Origin of the sequence: Mycobacterium gordonae, assembly GCF_002101675.1 — a bacterium.
Lineage (GTDB): Bacteria > Actinomycetota > Actinomycetes > Mycobacteriales > Mycobacteriaceae > Mycobacterium > Mycobacterium gordonae.
Map to the genome: position 1 here is coordinate 45586 of NZ_LQOY01000241.1, position 23055 is coordinate 68640.

The window sequence follows — 23055 nt, forward strand, 5'->3', positions numbered from 1 at the left end:
GGCCGTCTAAGGAATTGGCGGCAGCATGACGACACTCGAGGGCGAATTACAGCGCAGCAATTCCGATGGCCCCTCGGTCGAACAGGTTCTGATCGATATCTACAGCCAGGTGCTGGGTGTGGAGCGCGTGGGCGTCGACGAATCGTTCTTCGATCTCGGTGGGGATTCGCTCTCGGCGATGCGGGTAATCGTCGCCGTCAACGCCGCCCTGAACGCCGATCTGCGGGTGGGTGCGCTGTTCGACGCGCCGACGATAGCTCAACTCGCCTCGCGCATCGCCGGCGATTCGGGACGCCTCACACCCTTGCGGGCCGTCCCGCGACCCGCGGTGGTGCCGCTGTCGTATGCGCAGAGCCGATTGTGGTTCATCGACCAATTGCAGGGCGCCTCACCCGTATACAACCGGGCGGTGGCGTTGCGGCTGCGCGGTCAGCTCGACGAGCAGGCGTTGGGCATCGGCTTGAGCGATCTGGTGCGCCGGCACGAAGCCCTGCGTACGGTGTTTCCGGCGGTCGACGGTATACCCAGACAGGTCGTGGTGCCGGCCGCGCGTGCCGACACTGGATGGCAGGTGGTGGACGCAACCGGGTGGCCGCCCGACCGGCTCGAAGCGGCCATCACGGAAACGGCACGTCACCCTTTCCATCTCGCCACCGAAATTCCGCTGTGGGCAAAGCTTTTCAGGGTTGACGAGCAGGATCACGTGGTGGTGGTCGTGGTCCATCACATCGCCGGTGACGGCTGGTCGATCAGCGTGCTGGCAAGCGACCTGATCGCGGCCTACATCAGCCGGTGTGCCGGGCAGCCCCCCGGCTGGTCCGAATTGCCGGTCCAGTACATCGATTACACGCTGTGGCAGCGGGACAATCTCGGTGATCTGACCGATCGGGAGAGCCCGCTGGCGGCTCAGGTGGGCTTCTGGGAAGAAACCCTGGCCGGGATGCCGCACCGGCTGGAACTGCCCACCGATCGCCCCTATCCGCCCGTCGCGGACCACCGGGGCGATCAGGTCCGCGTCGACTGGCCGGCCTTTCTGCAGCGGCAGATACACGAGCTCGCCCGCGAGCACAACGCCACCAGTTTCATGGTGGTGCAGGCAGCTCTCGCCGTGCTGCTATCCGGGCTGGGCTCCACTTCCGATGTCGCGGTGGGCTTTCCGATTGCCGGCCGAGGTGATCCCGCGCTCGACGCGCTGGTGGGGTTCTTCGTCAACACCCTGGTGCTGCGGGTCAACCTCGACGGCGACCCGACTTTCGCTGAGCTGCTTGCCCAAACGCGCCAGCGCAGCCTGGCCGCCTACGAACACCAGGACGTGCCGTTCGAGGTGCTGGTGGATCGACTCAACCCGCCCCGCTCGCGGACCCATCACCCGCTGATCCAGGTCATTCTGAACTGGCAGAACAACGACCCTACCGTCGGTCTCGTGGCGGGTGACCTGCAAATCACCCCGGTGCCGGTCGACACCCACACCGCCCGAATGGATCTTGCCTTCTTCCTGATCGACCGGGTCGCGGAGGACGGAGAACTCGACGGCATCGGTGGACGGGTGGAGTTTCGCACCGATGTGTTCGAAGCGGCCACGATCGAGACCTTGATCGCGCGGCTGGAAACCGTGCTGGCGGCGGTAACCACCCACCCGGGACGACGGCTGTCGGCGCTGGACCTGATGGATCGCGGTGAGCATGCGCGCCTGGCCAGGTGGGGCAATTACGCGGCGCTGACGCGGCCATTGCCTGCCGCGACGTCGATTTCGTCGGCGTGGGCCGCACAGGCGGCACGCACACCCGACGCGGTCGCACTGACCTACCGCGACCGGTCGTGGACCTATCGTGAGGTGGACGAGACATCGAACCGGTTGGCGCATCTGCTAACCGGCTATGGGGCAGCTCCCGGCGCGGTCGTGGCGTTGCTGATGGAACGCTCCGCGCAGGCCGTGACGGCCATCCTGGCGGTGCTCAAGACCGGCGCTGCCTACCTGCCGCTGGACCCTGGGATGCCTGGCTCGCGGCTGGATTTCATGATTGACGATGCCGCGCCTTGTGCGGCCGTCACCGACGCCGGGACGGCCCTCACACTGAGCAGGCACGGATTGCCGACCATCGATGTCGACCACCTTGATCCCGTTGAGATGCAGTCCTTTTCAGGTCCGGTCGGGTCCGGACCGGTTCCCGGGGACGTCGCCTACCTCATGTACACCTCCGGAACCACCGGTGTACCCAAAGGGGTAGCCATCACCCACCACAACGTCACTCGGCTGATGGGGTCGTTGGACCTGGAACTGGTGCCGGGACAGGCGTGGACGCAGTGCCACTCCCTGGTTTTCGACTTCTCGGTCTGGGAGATCTGGGGTGCGCTGCTGCACGGCGGTCGGCTGGTGGTGGTACCCGATGAGGTGTTGCGTTCACCCCACGACTTCCGATCCCTGCTGGTGGCCGAACAGGTAAACGTTCTCTGTCAGACTCCGTCGGCCTTTTATGCACTGGCGACCGTCGACGCGCAGCAACGCGACGTCAAAGAGCAGCTTGAGCTGCAGGCTGTGATCTTCGGGGGTGAAGCGCTGCAGCCGCAGCGCCTTCGGACCTGGCTGCGCGACCACCCAAGGTCACCTCGCTTGCTGAACCTCTACGGGATCACGGAGACGACCGTGCATGTCACGGCGCGAGAGATACTCGAGGCCGACGCCGACTGCATTGTCAGCCCGATCGGGCTGCCGCTGGCCGACATTGCCCTGTTCGTCCTGGACCGGTGGTTGCGTCCGGTGGCCGTCGGGGTGGTAGGCGAGTTGTACGTGGCCGGCCGCGGCGTCGGGGTCGGCTATGTGGGCCGGATGCGGTTGACGGCGTCGCGGTTTGTGGCCTGTCCGTTCGCCGGCACGGGAGCGCCAGGAACACGCATGTACCGCACCGGAGACCTGGTGCGCTGGGGCGCCGATGGCCACCTGATCTACGTGGGGCGTTCTGACGAGCAGGTCAAGATCCGCGGCTATCGCATCGAGTGTGGTGAGGTGGCCGCCGCGCTGGCCGAGGTCGATGGGGTGGAACAGGCGGTAGTGACGGTCCGGGAGGATCGTCCAGGCGACAAACGGCTGGTGGGTTACGTCACCGAGTCGGTCGCCGGAAGCCTGGACCTGCCCGGGGTACGTGCGGCAGCGGCGGAGCGGTTGCCGTCCTACATGGTGCCCACCGCGGTAATCGCTCTCGAGGCGCTGCCACTGACCATCAACGGCAAGCTCGATACGAAGGCCTTGCCCGCGCCGACCTATGTCGACGACGATCACTACCGGGCTCCGGGGACGCCGGTCGAAGAGATCATCTCCGGCATCTTCGCCCATGTGCTCGGCCTCGAGCGGGTCGGTGTCGACGAGTCGTTCTTCGACCTTGGTGGCGACTCGCTGCTGGCCATGCGGGTAGTGGCGGCGATAAACAGTGCCCTGGATGCGGGTCTTGCTGTCCGCACTCTCTTCGATGCACCGTCGGTTGCCCAGCTGGCGCCTCGTATCGGCGTGGGCGTCGCTCGGTTGACGCCGCTCGCGGCCGTTCCGCGGCCCGCGGTCATTCCGTTGTCGTTCGCGCAGAACCGGCTGTGGATCATCGACCAATTCCAAGGGCCGTCCGCGATTTACAACATTCCCGCGGCCTTACGGTTGCGTGGGCCGCTGCATGTCGAGGCACTGGGCGTCGCCCTGACCGACGTGGTAGGCCGCCACGAAAGCCTGCGCACCCTGTTCTCCCCGGTGCGGGGAGTGCCCAGCCAGACGGTAATTCCGTTGCAGCGGGCGGACTTCGGATGGCAGGCCGTGGATGCGACGGCGTGGCCGGCGAACCGGCTCGCCGACGCGGTCGCCGCTGCGGCGTGCCACCACTTCGACCTGGCGACCGAAATTCCGCTGCGCGCCACGCTTTTCAAGCTTTCAGAGCAGGAACACATCCTGGTGGTGGTGGTGCACCACATCGCCGGGGATGGATGGTCATTGGGCGTGCTGTCGGCCGACCTGGGCACCGCATATCTGGCCCGGTCGACCGGACAGGCTCCGAACTGGGCACCATTGCCGCTGCAATATGTCGATTACACGCTCTGGCAACGCCAGACCCTGGGTGATCTGGCCGATGCGGACAGCCCGATGGCTGGGCAGCTGAGGTATTGGGAACAGGCGCTCGCGGGGCTGCCGCCGCACGTGCAGTTGCCCACTGATCGGCCGTATCCGCCGGTGGCCGAGCACCGTGGTGGCAAAGTCGTCCTCGAATGGCCGGCGGCGGTAGCACGTCGGGTTCGCGATGTCGCCGGTGCCTACGGCGCCACCAGCTTCATGGTGGTGCAGGCCGCGCTCGCGGTGTTGCTATCCAAGCTCAGCGGCAGTCGTGATGTGGCGGTGGGATTTCCGATCGCGGGCCGCGGTGACCCGGCTCTGGACAAGGTGGTGGGTTTCTTCGTCAACACCTTGGTGCTGCGGGTCGACTTAAGCGGAAATCCGACCTTCGCTGACCTGCTGGCCCAGGTGAGAGAGCGCAGCCTGGCCGCCTACGAGAACCGCGACGTGCCGTTCGAGGTACTGGTCGAGCGTCTCAACCCGGCCCGCTCACTGACCCATCATCCACTGATCCAGGTGATGCTGGCCTGGCAGAACAACATCGCCCCCAGCCTCGCTCTGGGCGATCTGGACGTCGCTCCCATACCAGTCGAAACTGACACCGCGCGAATGGATCTGGCGTTTTCGCTGGCCGAGCGGTACGCCGGCGGTGGCGAGCCCGCGGGCATCAGCGGGACGGTGGAGTATCGCACCGACGTGTTCGACGCGGCGACTATCAAGGCACTGACCGGATGGCTGCAGACGGTGCTGATCGCCGTCACCACCCACCCGAAACGACGGTTGTCGTCGGTAGATCTCGTCGCGGGCGAGGAGCGGTACCTGCTGAACAGGTGGGGAAACCGCGCAGTCCTGACCCAACCCGCACCACCGGCCGTATCGATTCCGGAAGCATGGGCGGCACAATTGGCGCGCACCCCGACCGCAGTGGCGCTGACGTGCGGACCGCGCTCGTGGACGTACCGCGAACTCGACCAGGCCTCGAACCGGTTGGCACATCACCTGTCCGCTCGCGGTGTTCACAGCGGAACACTGGTCGCGCTGGTGTTTTCGCGTTCCGCCGAAGCAATCATCGCGATGCTGGCAGTGCTCAAATCCAGTGCCGGCTACCTTCCGGTGGATCCGGCGTTACCGCAAGCGCGGATCGGTTTCATGCTCGCCGACGCCGGGCCGGTCGCCGTGATCACCACTAGCGCACTCATCGACCGCCTCGAGGTGCACGGCGTGCCGGTGATTGACGTCGGTGCCCCGGCCATTCACGCCTGCCCGGCCACGCCGCGGCCGATGCCGCCTCCCGACCATCTCGCTTACCTGATCTACACCTCGGGCACTACCGGTGTTCCCAAAGGCGTGGCCATCACCCATCACAACGTCACGCAACTTCTGAGAATCACCGGGTTCTTCGGTAGCGGCGACCAGAATCTCTCGGCCGCAACGAGATTCGCGGCGACTCAGTGGCATTCTTATTCGTTCGACGTCTCGGTGTGGGAGATCTGGGGCGCACTGCTGCGCGGCGGCCGGTTGGTCATCGTGCCGGAGGACGTGGCGGCCTCGCCCAGCGATTTTCACGACCTGTTGACCGCCGAGCGCATCGACGTGCTCACTCAGACCCCCTCGGCGGTGGGCATGTTGGACGTTACGGGGCTGGAATCGACCGCGCTGGTGGTGGGCGGCGAAGCCTGCCCGCCTGAGCTGGTGGATCGGTGGGCGCCTGGCCGGGTGGTCATCAACGCCTACGGGCCCACCGAGACCACCGTGTATGCGGCGATGAGCCCACCGCTGCGGCCGGATTCGGGCGCGCCACCGATCGGGTCTCCCGTGTCGGGAGCGGCGCTGTTCGTCTTGGACCGGTGGTTACGCCAGGTGCCGGCCGGTGTGGTGGGCGAACTGTACGTCGCGGGCCGGGGACTGGGGGTCGGGTACTGGCGTCGGAGCGGCTTGACGGCGGCCCGTTTCGTGGCGTGCCCGTTCGGAGGACCGGGATCACGCATGTACCGCACCGGGGACCTGGTGCGCTGGCGTGATGATGGGCAGCTGGACTACCTCGGCCGCGCCGACGAGCAGGTCAAAATCCGTGGCTACCGTATCGAGTTGGGTGAGGTGCGGACCGAACTTGCCGCGATCGACGGCGTCGGACAGGCGGTGGTGGTCGCGCGCGAGGACCGGCCCGGCGACAAGCGGTTAGTGGGTTATGTCACCGGAACGGGCGATGTGACGGGCATCCGTGCCATCCTGGCCCAGCGACTGCCGTCGTACATGGTGCCGGCCGCCGTAATCGCGCTGGATGCGTTGCCGCTCACGGTCAACGGCAAGCTCGACACCCGTGCCCTGCCGGCACCGGAATACCAGGAAGTGGACCGTTACCGGCCACCGGAGGGCGCCGTCGAGGAGACCCTGGCCGTGATCTACGCCGAGGTCCTCGGACTGGATCGCGTCGGTGTCGACGAACCGTTCTTCGACCTCGGCGGCGACAGTATTCTGGCCATGCAGGTGGTGGCGCGGGCCCGGGCCGCGGGCGTGATGTGCCGCCCGCGAGACGTTTTCGTCGAACAGACCGTCGCCGGGGTGGCCCGCGTCGCCGCTGCGGCCGACGGTGAGGCCGATTCAATCGACGAAGGCACCGGAGAGCTGGTGCCCACCCCGATCATGTGCTGGTGGCAATGTCACACCGGCGCGGTGGAGCAGTTCAACCAGACGATGGTGCTGCAGGCGCCGGCCGGAACCACCGAAGCCGACGTCCGGGTGATCCTGCAGGCCCTGATCGACCGGCACGCGACGCTGCGCCTGCGGGGCGACGGTGAGCGCTGGTGGGTGCCAGAAGCGGGTGCCGATGCCGCCGGCTGCCTGCAAGAGGTGACCGAATTGACGCCAAAGACGCTGGCGCAGGCTCGATCCCGACTGGATCCAGTGGCCGGCCGGATGCTGTGCGCGCAGTGGTGCGCGCCAGCCGGTCAGCTGGCCTTGGTCATTCACCACCTGGCCGTCGATGGGGTGTCGTGGCGGATTCTGCTCCACGACATCAACACCGCTTGGGGCCAACTGCGCGATGGCCGACAGGTGGCGCTGCCTGCAGCGGGCACCTCGTTTCAGCGGTGGTCGTCGTTGCTGAACGAGCACGCCCATGCTCGGTCGGTGATCGACACGGCCGCCGCATGGCGGCAGGTGCTGACCGCGGCCAACCCGCTGCCGCCGGTGCGACCCGAGGCGGACACGCTGGGTACCGCCGGGCGGCTCTCGGTAACTCTGGACGCCGACACCACCCGAATGTTGCTCGGGGCAGTGCCCGCCGCGTTTCACGCTGGGGTGCAAGACATTCTGTTGATCGGATTCGCCTTCGCGTGGGCCGAGTTCCTCGGCGCCGGCGGTGCGCCGATTCTGATCGACGTCGAGGGGCACGGGCGACACGACGACATTGCGCCCAGGGTGGACCTGTCCCACACGGTGGGCTGGTTCACCACCCGATACCCGGTCGCCATGAGCGTCGGGGGACCGGACTGGTCGGAGGTGGTGGCGGGTGACGCGACGCTCGGTTCGGCGATCAAGGACCTCAAAGAACAACTGCGCAGCGTGCCACATCCACTGACCTACGGGCTGTTGCGTTACCTCAACAGTGATGTCGAGCTGTCCGGCGCCGAGCCGGTCATCGGTTTCAACTACCTCGGCCGCCTGGGTGCACCCGTTAAGTCGGGCGGCCAGGCCTGGTCCATCGGCCCCCGGATTGCCGACAGTAACGCGGGGCTGCCGATGGCGCTGATGCACACCGTCGAAGTCAACGCCGTCACCGTCGAGACCGAGTCCGGCCCACAGCTGCATGCGGACTGGACGTGGGCGCCGTCGGTCCTCGACGGGGGACAGGTAAACCGGTTGAGCCGGTTGTGGTTTGAGGCACTGGCCGGCATCTGTGCCCAGGTGCGCCGCGGCGGAGGTGGGTTGACGCCGTCGGACATCGTGCCGGCCCGGTTGACGCAGCAGCAGATCGACGAACTGCAGTCGCGGTACAACATCGCCGATGTGTTGCCGCTGACACCCATTCAGCAGGGTCTGCTCTTTCACGCCGCCGCCACCGGAGGCGACGTATACGCGGTGCAACTGGATTTCGCGATCGCCGGTGTTCTCGACCCGCAGCGGCTGCATGCCGCCGTGCGGACCGTTCTCACCCGCCACCCGAATCTGGCGGCCAGGTTCTGCGACCACGAGCCGGTGCAGCTCATCCCGGCTGATCCCACGTTGCCATGGCAATACCTGCAACTCGACACCGAGGAGCAGATCCAGCAGATATGTGCCGCCGAACGGATCGCGGTGTGCGACTTGGCCACTCCGCCGGCCTTCCGGGCGGCGTTGATCCGCACCGGCGAGCACCGGCACCGGCTCGTGTTGACCAACCACCACGTCGTCGTCGACGGCTGGTCGATGCCGATCGTGTTGCGGGAGATCTTCGCCGCCTATCAGGGGCATCGGCTACCCGCGGCCGCGCCCTATCGGCGGTTTGTAACCTGGCTTGCTGACCGAGACCGTGTGGCCGCCCAGGAAGCCTGGCGGCACGCACTGCGGGGCTTCGACACCCCCACCTTGGTCGGTACGGCAGCCCACTCGGGCCCCAGCCCCAGGCGCGCGACTCTGTTCCGGGTATCCGGCACCACCACGCGGGCTCTCAACGAGTTGGCGCGTTCCTGCCACACCACCGTCAACATCGTTCTGCAGGCGGCTTTTTCGCAACTGCTGAGGTGCCTGACCGGTCACCACGACGTCGCCTTCGGCACCACCGTCTCGGGGCGGCCGGCCGAGGTGCCCGGTGCCGAGTCGATGGTCGGGCTGTTCATCAACACGGTGCCGGTGCGCGCCACCCTCACGCCGGCCACCACCACCGCGGAGCTGCTCGGCCGGCTGCACCGCACCCACCACGACACCCTCGAGCATCAGCATCTGGCGCTCAGCGAGATCCACCGAATCACCGGGCACGACATACTCTTTGACACGCTGTTCGTGTACCAGAACTTTCCGATCGATATCGCCGCGCTGTCGGGCTCGGGCGGGCTGGACATCACCGAGATGTCCAGACACGACTACAACCACTACCCGCTCACCGTCCAGGCCCTTCCGGGCCCTGAACTGGGTCTGCGCGTCGAGTTCGACAGCGACGTGTTCGACACGGCCGCCATCGACGGGCTGATCGGGCGCCTCGAGCGAATTCTGCTGGGCATGACCGCCGACCCGGAAGCACCGCTGTCGTCGCTGGATCTCCTGGACGTCGGCGAACATCGGCGGCTCGAGCGGTGGGGTAACCGGGCGGTATTGAGTCGGGCCGGGCGCGCGGCGGAGTCGATCCCGGTGTTGTGGGCTGCTCAGGTTGCCCGCACGACCGATGCGGTGGCGGTGCGCTTCCAAGGTGACTCGATGAGCTACCGGGAACTCGACGACACCGCCAACCGGCTCGCGCAGCGGTTGGCCGGCGTAGGCGCGGGACCGGGAACTTTTGTGGCACTGCTGCTTCCGCGATCCGCGCAGGCCGTCGCGGCCATTCTGGCCGCACTGAAAACCGGGGCGGCTTATCTACCGATCGACCCGGCACTACCGCAGGCGCGCATCGCGTTCATGCTCGATGACGCCGCCCCGGTCGCGGCGGTGACCACCACTGCACTGGCCGGCCGCCTCGAGGGGCGTGACCTGCCGGTCATCGATGTCAGTGCGTCCACCAGTGCCGGACCATACTCCGCGCCACCCGCGGCGGCAGCGGATGACATCGCTTACCTGATCTACACATCGGGCACTACCGGGGTTCCGAAAGGCGTTGCCGTAAGCCATCGCAACGTCACCCAGCTGCTCGCTTCGCTGAATCACCACTTCGAGCCGGCGGGCCAGGTTTGGTCGCAGTGGCATTCACTGGCCTTCGACGTCTCGGTGTGCGAAATCTTCGGTGCGCTGTTGTCCGGCGGTCACCTGGTGGTGGTGCCCGAGTCGGTGAGTCGCGCACCCGAAGAATTCCACGCGCTGTTGATCGCCGAGCAGGTCAGCGTGCTGAGTCAGACCCCGTCGGCGTTCTACGCGCTGCAGGCCGTCGACGGCCACGGACAGTCACCGCGGCTCGAGACCGTGCTGTTCGCTGGGGAAGCGCTGGAACCCCAGCGTCTTCGGGCCTGGCTGAAGGCTCACCCGGTCTCACCGCGCCTACTGAATCTGTACGGCACGACCGAGACGACGGTGCACGCGTCCGTGCGGCAGATCGTCGCCGCCGATCTCGAGAAGGCAGTCAGTCCCATCGGTGTGCCGTTGAGTCATCTGGCCTTTCTGGTTCTGGACGGTTGGCTGCGTCCGGTGCCACCAGGGCTGGTGGGAGAGTTATATGTTGCCGGAAGCGCTGTGGGAGTTGGATATTGGTGCCGTGCGCCGCTGACGGCGGTGCGGTTCGTGGCGTGTCCGTTCGGGCCCGCCGGGACCCGGATGTACCGAACCGGGGACCTGGTTTCCTGGGGCACTGAGGGTCAGCTTCGGTATGTGGGACGGGCCGACGAGCAGGTCAAGGTTCGCGGCTATCGCATCGAACTCGGTGAGATTCAGAACGCATTGCTGGGCTGCCCGCAGGTCGAGCAGGCCCTTGCCACCACCCGGCAGCACGCCTCCGGGGGCACGCAACTGGTTGCCTACATCACGCTGGCGCCCACTCGGGGAGCCGATCGGGACGCCGGGCAAGACGCCGACATCGTCGAACAGTGGCAACACCTCTATGACGACTTGTACGGCAGCGAGGCCGCACAGCCGGATTTCGGCATGGATTTCCGGGGCTGGAACAGCAGTTACACCGGTGATCCGATTCCCGTGGAGCAGATGCAGGAGTGGCGATCGGCGACGGTGGACCGGGTCCTGGCCCTGCAGCCGCGACGCGTGCTGGAGATCGGCGCCGGTTCGGGCCTGGTGGTGTCCCAGATCGCACCGCACTGCGAAGAATACGTCGCCACGGACATTTCGGCGGTCGCGATCGGCAACCTGGCCCGCGCGCTGGAGCGGGGGCAGTTCCCCTGGCGTAACCGCGTCCGGGTGCTGGCCCAACCCGCCCACGTGACGTCGGGACTGGCGCACAACCACTTCGACACCATCATTCTCAACTCGATCATTCAGTACTTCCCGAACGCGGGATATCTGGCGGACGTCATCGACAGTGCAATGGACCTGCTGGCGCCGGGTGGCGCCCTGTTCATCGGCGACGTCCGCAATTACACGCTGCAGGCGGCGTTTCAGACGTCGGTCGCGCTCTGGGATACCGCATCCGATGCTGACGAGGTTCGCCGCCGGGTCCGCCGCGCCATCGTCAGCGAATCCGAATTGCTTTTGGCCCCAGACTTTTTTGTAGGCTGGGCGGCCAGCCAGGACGAGGTGGCCGGGCTCGACGTCCAGGTGAAACGTGGGACGGCCGACAACGAACTCAACCGGTTCCGCTACGACGTCGTCGTCCACAAGACTCCGGCACCGGTGCGGTCACTGGCTGCGACGCCGACGTGGTCGTGGAGCGATGCGGTGCGGCTGGGCGCCCGGTTGAAGTCCGATCGCCCTGCCGCCGTTCGCGTCACCGCCATTCCGCGCGCCGGACTGATCAGCGACGTCCACGCCGAGCGCGCCCTGGCCGCCGGGCGCCCGCTGCCCGACGCGCTGACCGCGCCCTCGGTCGAAAGCGTCACCCCCGAACAATTGCACCGCCTCGGCGCGGCGACGGGATACCGCGTCGCGGTCACCTGGGGTGCCCAACCCGGCACGGTGGACGCCATTTTCCTCACCGACCGCGCACCCCTGACCGACGTCTATCGCCCCGCCGGGCAGACCCACTCTCGCACCACCTACGCCAACGAGCCGCGGACCAACAGCACGATCAGCGTGGTGCGCCAACAGATGAGCGCGCGACTGCCCGCGTACATGGTGCCGGCGCAGATCGTGGTGCTCGACGAGTTCCCGCTGACGTCCTCGGGCAAGCTGGACCGAAAAGCTCTGCCGGAGCCAGAGTTTCAGGACGGACAACGCTACCGCCCCCCGACTGACGCGGTCGAAGAAGTCCTGGCCTGCATTTACGCCGAGGTGCTCGGGCTGCAGCGGGTCGGGGTGGACGAATCGTTCTTCGAATTGGGCGGTGACAGCATCTTGTCGATGCAGGTGGTCGCCAGGGCGCGCGCGGCGGGGCTGGTCTGCAAGCCCCGTGACATATTCACCGAGCAGACCGTTGCCGGTGTGGCCAGGGTGGTCACCTTGACCGACGGCGGGAGCGTCGTTTCCGACAACGGTGTCGGGAACGTTCCGGCCACCCCGATCATGTTCTCGCTGGCCAGCGTTGACGGCTGCGTCGACCAGTTCAGCCAGGCCATCGTGCTGCAGGGCCCTGCCGGTGTCACCGAGGCGGACGTGGCGGTGGCGTTACAGGCGCTGCTGGACCGGCATCCCATGCTGCGGTCCCGGCTCGTCGTCGACGACGCCGGCCGCTGGTCCTTGACGGTCCCCGACCCGGGTTCGGTGCAGGCGACGAGTTGCCTGCGGGCCGTGGCCGAGTGGTCCGATGACGCGCTGGTGGCCGCACGGTCGCGGCTGCAGCCGGCCGCGGGGACGATGCTGAGCGCGCTGTGGGTCGTCGGCGCCCGACAGCTGGTGTTGATCATCCACCACCTGGCCGTGGACGGGGTGTCATGGCGAATCCTGCTGAGCGACCTGATCACCGCATGGGCTCAGCACACCCGCGGCCAGCCGGTGGCGTTGCCCGAGGAGGGTACGTCGTTTCGGCGGTGGGCGGCGCTGCTGAGCGACTACGCGAGCCGGTCCGACGTGGTTGCCCAGGCGGCCGCCTGGCGGCGGGTGCTTGCCGCTCCCGCCGCGTTGCCACCGGTGCACCAGGAGGACACCGTCGCCACTGCCGGTCACCTCTCGGTGTCGCTGGACGCCGAGCACACCCGGATGCTCCTCGGTGCGGTACCGGCTGCGTTTCATGCCGGCGTACAGGACGTCCTGTTGATCGCGTTCGGGCTGGCGTGGGCGGAGTTCTCCGGCTCCACCGGTGCGCCGATCGGGATCGACGTCGAGGGCCACGGGCGCCACGAGGAGCTTGCCGCGGATATCGACCTGTCACGTACGGTCGGTTGGTTCACCACCAAGTACCCGGTCGCGTTGGCGTTGGGCGAGCTGGACTGGGCGCAGGTGACCGCCGGCCAGGCGGCCCTGGGTGCGGTGCTCAAGGACGCCAAGGAACAGTTGCGCGCCCTGCCGCATCCCGTGACCTTCGGTGTGCTGCGCTACCTCAACGCTGACGTCGAACTGTCCGGGCCCGATCCGTCCATCGGCTTCAATTACCTGGGGCGGTTCGGAAATGCGGCGTCCGACGCCGCCAGCGGCGGCTGGCGCCCGGTGCGGCGTACGTTGCCGTCCACCGGTGTGTGCATGCCGATGCTGCACACCCTGGAGATCAACGCCGGCACCCTCGACACCGAGGACGGGCCGTGCCTGCAGGTCGACTGGACTTGGGCCACGTCAGTCCTCGATGAGGCGCAGGTGACCCGGCTGAGCCGGTTGTGGTTCGAGGCCCTGGCGGGAATGTGCGCGCATGTGCAAGGCGGGGGAGGCGGTTTGACGCCGTCGGACATCGCCCCCGCCCGGTTGAGCCAGCGCCAGATCGACGGTCTGCAGCGGCAATACCGCGTCGCGGATGTGTTGCCGCTGACCCCTCTGCAGCGCGGGCTGCTCTTTCATGCCGACACGGCACAGGACGACGTCTACGCGGTGCAACTGGATTTCACCGTGCGTGGTTCGCTCGATCCCGAGAGGTTGCACGCGGCGGTTCAGGCGGTGGTTGCGCGCCATCCCCACCTCTGCGCCCGGTTCAGCGAGGAGTTCGACGAACCGGTCCAGATAATCCCTGCCGATCCGGAAGTGCCTTGGCAGTACCTGGAACTCGAGGCCGGCCAGATCGAGCCCGTGTGTGCCGCCGAACGTGCTGCCGTCTGTGACTTGGGCAGTCCGCCGGCGTTCCGGGCGGTCCTGATCCGTACCGCCGAGAACCGGCACAGGTTCCTGCTCACCAATCACCACATCGTGGTCGACGGCTGGTCGCTGCCGATCCTGCTGCAGGAGATCTTCGCCAGTTATCACGGGCAACCGCTGGCTGCTCCGGTGTCATACCGGCGTTTTGTGACCTGGCTGGCCGAACGCGATATCCCCGCCGCCCGGGCGGTATGGCAGCAGATGCTGGCCGGGCTAGAGGTCCCGACACTCCTGGCTCCCGGAAACCAGTTGCGGTCAGGGCGGCGAGGTGCTGCCTCGTTCACTCTGCCAGCCGAACTAACCGGGCAGATAAGCGATTTGGCGCGCTCGTGCCACACCACCACCAATGTCGTATTGCAGGGCGCGTGGGCGCAGCTACTGATGTGGCTCACCGGCAGCAACGATGTCGTCTTCGGGACCACGGTCTCCGGAAGGCCGTCGGAGTTGGCCGGCGCCGAGACGATCGTGGGGCTCTTGATCAACACGGTGCCGGTGCGTGCGACCTTCACCCCGGCCACCACCACCGTCGAACTCGTCGACGCGCTGCAACGCGCCTACAACGACACGCTGGAGCATCAGCACCTGGCGCTCAACGACATTCACCCCCTGGCTGGTCAGCATCAGCTGTTCGACACGCTTTTTGTCTACCAGAATTACCCAATCGACACCGGGGCGCTGACCGATGCCCACGACTTGGGCATCACGCAAGGCGCTACCCGCGATATCACCCACTACCCCTTGACCGTTCGGGTGCTGCCGGGCGCCGAGTTGGGCCTCCTTGTGCAATACGACGCCGAATTGTTCGACAATGAGTACGTCACGACGCTGATCAGGCGGTTCGAACGTGTGCTGGCGGCGATGACCGCCGACCCGACGCGCCGGTTGTTCTCGGTCGATTCGCTCGACGGCGCCGAGCATGCCCGGCTCGCCGAGTGGGGTAACCGGGCGGTGCTCCGTCAACCGGAGTCCGCGACAGCTTCGATTCCGGCGTTGTGGGACGCCCAGGTGGGGCGTACCCCTGACGCGATCGCGGTGTGCGCCGACGGCGACTCGATGACCTATCGCGAACTCGACGACATCGCTACCAGGATGGCACGGCTCCTGGCCGGACACGGTATCGGCCCGGGAACGGTTGTCGCCCTGTTGCTTCCGAGATCAGCACCGGCGGTCGCGGCGATTTTGGCGGTGTTGAAAGCGCGTGCAGCCTACCTGCCGATCGACCCGGGTCTGCCGGCGGCGCGGATCGGGTTCCTACTGGACGACGCCGCGCCGATGGCCGCGATCACCACCAGTGCACTGGCTGACCGGCTCGAGGGGTTCACCGGCGTGGTGATCGACGTCGAGGAAGCGCGCCTCGATGCACACCCCGGCGCGGTGCTGCCGGTGGCGATGCAGATGCCGAAGCCCGACGACATCGCCTACCTCATCTACACCTCCGGCACCACCGGAGTTCCCAAAGGGGTTGCCATACCCCAGCACAACGTGGTCCGGATGCTGAGGTCGCTGGATGACCGCCTGCCCCACCAGGCAGTGTGGTCGCAGTGCCACTCACTGGCGTTCGACTTCTCGGTGTGGGAGATCTTCGGTGCGCTGCTCAGTGGTGGGCGGCTGGTGGTGGTGCCCGACTCGGTGGTCCGTTCGGCGCAGGACCTGCATGCCATGCTGGTCGCTGAAAAGGTAAGCGTGTTGAGCCAGACCCCGTCGGCGTTCTATGCGCTGATAACCGCTGCCGCACTCAGCCCCGAGTCAAGACTTCGGCCGAACCTGCACACGGTGGTGTTCGGCGGTGAAGCCCTTGACCCACAGCTGCTTTCGAGCTGGTTGGACCACGGCGCACCGCAACTGCTCAACCTTTATGGCATCACTGAGACGACGGTGCACGCCTCGATCCGGGAGATCGTGGCCGACGACATCCGACGCGGCGGCAGCCCGATCGGAGCGCCGCTGGACCATGTGGGCTTCTTCGTGCTGGACGGTTGGCTGCGCCCGGTGCCGGCGGGCGTGGTGGGGGAGCTGTATGTCGCCGGTGCGGGGCTGGGGACCGGATATGTGGGACGACCCGGGCTGACGGCTTCGCGATTCGTCGCGTGCCCGTTCGGCGCTGCCGGGGCGCGCATGTATCGCACCGGTGACCTGGTGTCGTGGGACACCGACGGGCAGCTGGTATACGCGGGCCGGGTCGATCATCAGGTCAAGATCCGCGGCTACCGCATCGAACTCGGGGAGATCCGGGCAGCTCTGGGAGGGCTGGACGGAGTCGAGCAGGCGGTCGTCATCGCCCGCGAGGACCGTCCCGGTGACAGACGACTCGTCGGATACCTCATCGAGTCGACCCCCGGCGTGGTCGATGTGGCCGAGGCGCGGCATGCGCTGGGCCAGCAGTTGCCTGCCTACATGGTGCCGGCCGCGCTGATGGTGGTCGAGGCGATGCCGTTGACGGTCAACGGCAAACTCGACGCGCGCGCCCTGCCGACGCCGGACTACGGCGCCGGTGTCTCTCGTGCCGCAGCCAGTCCACTCGAGGAGATCCTGGCCGGTATCCATGCCCGGGTACTCGGGCTGGAGCGGGTAGGTGTGGAGGAGTCGTTCTTCGATCTGGGCGGGGATTCGCTGTCGGCGATGCGTCTGGTCGCCGCGGTCAACGCCGCTCTTCATGCCGGGCTGTCGGTGCGTGCGGTGTTCGAGGCGCCGACGGTTGCCTTGCTGGCCGCGCGTATCGGGTCGGCCGGCGCCGGCCGGCAGCCACTCGTCCCCGGCCGGCGGCCCGCGATGATCCCGTTGTCCTTCGCGCAGAGCCGGCTGTGGTTCCTGCACCAATTCCATGGTCCGTCAGCGACATACAACATTCCGGTGGCGTTGCGGCTGCGCGGGCAGCTGGACGCCGATGCGTTGGGCGCCGCGTTCGCCGACGTGCTCACCCGGCACGAGAGCCTGCGCACGGTGTTCGCCATGCCGGACGGGACACCGCGGCAGGTGATCGTGCCGGCCGAGAACGCCGGCCTCGGCTGGCGCACCGTCGATGCGACAGCATGGTCGGCCCGGCAGCTCACCGAGGCCATCGAAGCGGTGGGACGGCACCCGTTCGACCTGACCACCGAGATCCCGCTGCGCGCCGAGCTTTTCACGCTGACAGCGGACGAGCACGTGCTGGCGATCGCGGTGCACCACATCGCGGGGGACGGCTGGTCGCTGGCCCCGCTGGCGCGCGACCTCGGGCTGGCCTACGCCGCCCGCCGCGCCGGGCAGCCGCCGCAGTGGGCGGAGCTACCGGTGCAGTACGCCGATTACACGCTGTGGCAACGGGATTGCCTGGGTGACCCGGCGGACCCGGGCAGTCGGCTGGCCGGGCAGCTGAAATTCTGGGAAGGCATGCTGGCCGGCCTGCCCGAACGCCTTGCGCTGCCCACCGACCGCCCCTACCCGGTGGTCGCCGATTATCGCGGCGCCAGTGTAGAGATCGACTGGCCGGCGCAGCTGCACCGGCGGGTACGCGAGGTGGCCACGGCGCACGGCGCGACCGGCTTCATGGTGGTGCAGGCGGCCTTGGCGCTGCTGCTGGCCAAGCTCAGCGCGAGTTCCGATGTGGCGATCGGGTTTCCGATCGCCGGCCGCAGTGATCCAGCGCTGGACGACCTGGTGGGGTGCTTCGTCAATACGCTGGTACTGCGGGTCGACCTCGATGGGGACCCGACGATCGGCGAACTGCTGAGCCAGGTGCGCGAGCGCAGCCTGGCCGCCTACGAACACCAGGACGTGCCTTTCGAGCTGCTCGTGGAGCGGCTCAACCCGATTCGATCGCTGAACCACCACCCGCTGATCCAGGTGCTGATGGCCTGGCAGAACAATGTGCTCCCGCCCGCCACCCTGGGCGATCTGCGGGTCGAGCCGATGCCGATCGAAACCCACACCGCGCGTATGGATCTGGCTTTCTCGCTCGCCGAACGATTCACCGACGGGGGTGAGCCGGCCGGGATCGGCGGGTCAGTGGAATTCCGCACCGACGTGTTCGACCCGGCCGGCATCGAAATCCTGGTCCAGCGGTTGCAGCGTGTCCTCGAGGCCATGACCGCCGGGCCCGGCGCACGGGTGTCGTCGGTATCTCTGCTCGACGCCGTCGAGCGCAGCCGGCTGGGCGAGTGGGGTCACCACTCGGCGCTGACCCAGCCCGCAGCCGCCCAGACGTCGATCCCGGCCGCCCTGGCCGCGCAGGTCGCGCGCACGCCGGACGCCGAGGCGGTGACCTGCAACGGGCGGGCGATGACGTACCGGCAGTTCGACGAGGCGTCGAACCGGTTGGCGCAGGTGCTGATCCGAAACGGCGCGAGACCGGGCGCCTGCGTGGCGCTGCTGTTCGGCCGCTGCACCGAAGCGATTGTGGCGATAGCGGCGGTGCTCAAGACCGGCGCGGCGTATCTGCCGATCGACCCGGCGGTGCCGGATTCGCGGGTCGCGTTCATGATCGATGATGCCGAACCGGTCGCGGCCATCACCACCAATGCGCTGGCCGGCAGACTGAGCGCCTACGATCTGACGATCCTCGATGTCGACGGGCCCGAGGTTGCGGCCGCTCCGGTCAGCGCTGTGCCGGCGCCCTCGGCGCAGGATGTCGCGTACCTCATCTACACCTCTGGCACCACCGGGGTTCCCAAAGGCGTTGCAGTCACTCACCACAACGTCGTGCGACTGGCGGCGTCGCTGGACGAGGCGTTGCCGCACGCCGGGGTATGGGCCCAGTGCCATTCATACGCCTTCGACGTTTCGGTGTGGGAGATCTGGGGCGCGTTGTTGCGCGGCGCCCGGTTGGTGGTGGTACCCGAGGATGTGATGGCCTCGCCGGCCGACTTCCACGATCTACTCGTTGCCGAGCGGGTCAGCGTGCTCGACCTGAGTCCGTCCGCGGCGCAGGTACTTTCACCGCAGGGTCTGGAGGACATGGCGCTGGTGGTCGGGGGCGAAGTCTGCCCGGCCACGGTGGTGGACCGGTGGGCTGCCGACGGCCGGTTGCTGATCAACGCCTACGGCCCGACCGAGACCACAGTCGACGCCGCGAGGAGCGCGCCGCTGCGAGCGGGCGCGCCGCCCATCGGTTCTCCGGTGCCGGGCGCGGCGCTGTTCGTGCTGGACGAGCGCATGCGTCCGGTGCCCGCCGGCGTGGTGGGCGAGCTCTACATCGCCGGACACGGTGTCGGCGTCGGCTATTGGCGCCGCCCGCCGTTGACCGCGTCGCGGTTCGTGGCATGCCCCTTCGGCGGGGCCGGAACCCGGATGTACCGCACCGGGGACCTCGCCTACTGGGGTACCGACGGGCAGTTGCGGTACGTCGGGCGCGCCGACGAACAGGTCAAAATCCGCGGTTACCGCATCGAACTCGGCGAGGTGCAGGCCGCGCTGGCCGCGCTCGACGGAGTTGTCCACGCCGCGGTGACCGTACGCGAAGACCGTCCCGGGGACCGGCGTCTGGTGGGCTATGTCACCGGGGCGGCGGACCCAGGCCAGGCGCGCGCACAGCTGGCCGCCCACCTGCCGCCGTATCTGGTGCCGGCCGCCGTGGTGACCGTCGACGCAATCCCGTTGACGGTCAACGGGAAGCTCGACACCGGTGCCCTGCCGGCGCCGGACTACCACGACACGGCGCGGTACCGCGCCCCGGCGACCCCCGTCGAACAGATCCTGGCGGACAGCTACGCCGAAGTGCTTGGCCTGCAACGGGTTGGTGTCGACGAGTCATTCTTCGACCTGGGCGGGGACAGCATCTCGGCAATGCGGTTGATTGCGGCCGTCAACAACGCCCTCGGTGTCCGGCTTGCGGTGCGCAGCCTGTTCGATGCGCCGACCGTCGAAGGGTTGAGCCGACTGGTCGGTGACGACACTGTCGGCGACACAGCCTATGCGGCCGTGCACGGGCAGGCGCGCAGCGAGGTATACGCGCGGGATCTGACCCTGGACAAGTTCATCGACGCCGCGACGCTGGACTCGGCGCCAGGCCTGCCGGGTCCGAGCGCCGAAGTGCGGACCGTCCTGCTGACCGGCGCGACCGGCTTCGTCGGCCGCCACCTTGTGCTGGAGTGGCTCCAGCAGCTGGAGCTCAAAGACGGCAAACTGATCTGCCTGGTGCGGGGTGAGTCCGACCAGGACGCGCGACGCCGGCTGGACGAGGTCTTCGACAGCGGTGATCCCCATCTGCTGCGGCTCTACCAGGAGTTGGCGGCCGATCACCTGGAGGTCGTCGCGGCGGACAAGGCCCAGATCGACTTCGGGCTGGACCGGCCCACCTGGCAGCGTCTGGCCGATACCGTCGACCTGATCGTGGATTCGGCGGCGGTGGTGAGCGCGGCCCTGCCCTACAGCGAGCTGTTCGGACCCAATGTGGTGGGTACCGCCGAACTCATCCGGCTGGCGGTCACGACCAAGCTCAAGGCCTACGCCTTCGTGTCCACCGCCGACGTGGGAAGACAGATCGAACCGTCGCAGTTCACCGAAGACGCCGACATCCGCGCTGTCAGTCCCAGCCGTGTCATTTCCGCCGAACCGGCCAACGGCTACGGCAACAGCAAGTGGGCCGGCGAGGTGCTGCTGCGTGAGGCCAACGACCTCTGTGGGCTTCCGGTCGCGGTGTTCCGCTGCGGCATGATCCTGGCGGGCACCATGTATGCGGGCCAGCTCAACCTGTCGGACACGTTCAGCCGGATGGTGTTGAGCCTGATGTCGACCGGCATCGCGCCGGCCTCCTTCTACCCGACCGATCCCGGCGGTAACCGGCAACGCGCCCACTTCGACGGATTGCCAGTCACATTCGTCGCCGAGGCGATCACCACCCTGGGCGCACAAGTCGTCAGTTCCGGAGGGAGCGCGTTTCGGACCTACCACGTGATGAATCCGCACGACGACGGCATCGGACTCGATGAGTACGTCGACTGGCTGATCGAGGCCGGCTACCCGCTCCGGCGTATCACCGATTTCACCGAGTGGCTGCGGCAATTCGAGACGGCTCTGCGCGCGCTGCCGGAGAGGCTGCGCCGGCATTCCATGCTGCCGATGCTGCTGACGCGCAATCCCGGTTCTGTCAAACCACTTCAACCGACGCACGGGTCCTATGCACCGACGGATCGGTTCCGCGCCGCGGTGCGCGAAGCCAAGATCGGCCCCGACAAGAACAATCCGGACATTCCCCGGATCTCGGCGCCGATCATCGTCAAGTACGTGACCGACCTGCAGTTGCTCGGACTCCTCGGTCCTGAAATGCCGGCATGCTGAGTCTGCTTCGCCCGCACTGGGTTTCGATGACGATGAGTATGTCGTTGCTGTGCGCCGCGACCGTCCTCATCCTGTGGCAACCGCTGCTCGTCGGCGGCCTCGTCGACCGGGCAACTGGTGGTGCGCTGAACGTCGGTGCCGCGGTGATGTTGTTCGCTGTCCTGCTGGGTCAACTCTCGCTGGAGGCCCTGGGACACTTCCGGCTGGACCGTACCGGTGAACAGATCGTGTTGCGGTTGCGCGCCGACTTCACCGATCACGTGGTGCGTCTACCGATCGGACTGCTGGATCGGGGCCGCACGGGTGACCTGCTGGCCCGCGGAACGAGCGACGCCGGCCAGCTGCGTGACATGCCTCGCGCGGTGGGCGACATCGGGTTCGGGATGCTGACGCTGCTCGGCGCGGGCGCGTTCATGCTGTCGATCGACGCCATCACGCTGGTGGTGGTGGTCGCTGTCATGGCGGTCGCGTTCGGCGCCGGCAGCCCGTTCCTGTCCCGGATCCAACGCGATTCGGTGAACCGCCAATCGGCACTCGGAGATTACACGGCCGGGTTGGACCGGGTGCTGGCCGCGGCCCGCACGGTCAAGTTGTTCGGCGCCGAAGACCGCGAAGTGAAGTTCATCGGTGTCAGCGCACGGGACGCTTACCGAGCCGGGGTTCGGGTTGCGTCGTCGACGGCCATCAACATCCTGGCTATCCGCCTCGGTGTCACCGTATCCTTCCTGGCCATCATGCTGATGGACGGGCGGCGGGTGGCCGACGGTGGCCTGTCCGTGGGGCAATTCGTCAGCCTGTTCGCGTTCGCCATGTACGCGGTTTTCCCGATCACCGCCGGTTTCGCCGCGCTCGCCACCTTCCGCACCGCCGCGGGCGCTTACCAGCATCTGATCGCCACGATGCGCGAGCTGCCCGAAGACGATCCACTATCGCGCTCGGAGGGTGCCCAGCCGACCGCACGACCGGCGGACACCGCCGCCGCACTGGTGGAATTCGACCACGTGTCATTCGCGTACGGCTCCGAAGGCCCTGTCCTCGAAGACGTTTCCTTCACCTTGCGGCGAGATCAGATCACCGCTCTGATCGGACCGTCCGGGGCGGGAAAGTCCACCATCCTCGCGCTGCTGTGCCGCTTTCACGACCCCGATGCCGGAACGGTTCGTTGGGAGGGCCGCGACATCCGAACGCTGCCGCTGCGGGACCTCCGCGGCCGGCTCGGATTGCTGGAACAGGACGCGCCGGTGCTGCACGGCACGATCCGCGACAACCTGCTCATCGCCGATCCCGACGCCACCGACGCCGACTTATGGCGGGTGCTCCAACAATCGAACATCGCCGACGAGATCCGCCGCCTGCCAGCCGGACTGGACAGCCCCGTGCTCGAGCGCGGCCGTAGCCTCTCCGGCGGCCAACGTCAGCGACTGGCGCTGGCGAGGGCGTTCTTGTCGCGGTCCCAGCTGATCCTGATGGACGAACCGACCTCGCATCTCGACCGCGCCAACGAGTACGACGTCATGACGAATCTGCTGCACGCCCGCGGCCAGCGCAGCCTGCTCGTCGTGGCGCACCGGCTGTCCACCGTGACCAACGCCGACCAGATCCTGGTTCTGCAGGCGGGCCGCATCCAAGCCACCGGAACTCATACGGAGCTGATGCGCACGTCCCTCTATCGCGAATTGATCGAACACGAACTGGTGCGTCACTAGAGGGGA

The 23055-nt window shown here is 67.4% G+C and carries 2 protein-coding genes; both read left to right on the forward strand.

Annotated features, from left to right (window positions below):
- Positions 1–25 precede the first annotated feature (25 nt).
- Positions 26–21343: a non-ribosomal peptide synthetase gene (locus tag AWC08_RS30735; protein ID WP_069432864.1), complete on the forward strand. Its 21318-nt coding sequence runs from the start codon at positions 26–28 to the stop codon at positions 21341–21343.
- The gene (locus tag AWC08_RS30740) at positions 21337–23049 is read left to right on the forward strand and encodes an ABC transporter ATP-binding protein (protein WP_065137162.1); all 1713 of its coding nucleotides are present in this window, start codon (positions 21337–21339) and stop codon (positions 23047–23049) included. The genes AWC08_RS30735 and AWC08_RS30740 overlap by 7 nt, the downstream gene beginning before the upstream one ends.
- Positions 23050–23055 lie beyond the last annotated feature (6 nt).

Excerpts from the sequence above, each read along its gene's own strand:
- AWC08_RS30740 (WP_065137162.1), top strand. The coding sequence starts at position 21,337 with ATGCTGAGTCTGCTTCGCCCGCACTGGGTTTCGATGACGATGAGTATG.
- AWC08_RS30735 (WP_069432864.1), top strand. The coding sequence starts at position 26 with ATGACGACACTCGAGGGCGAATTACAGCGCAGCAATTCCGATGGCCCC.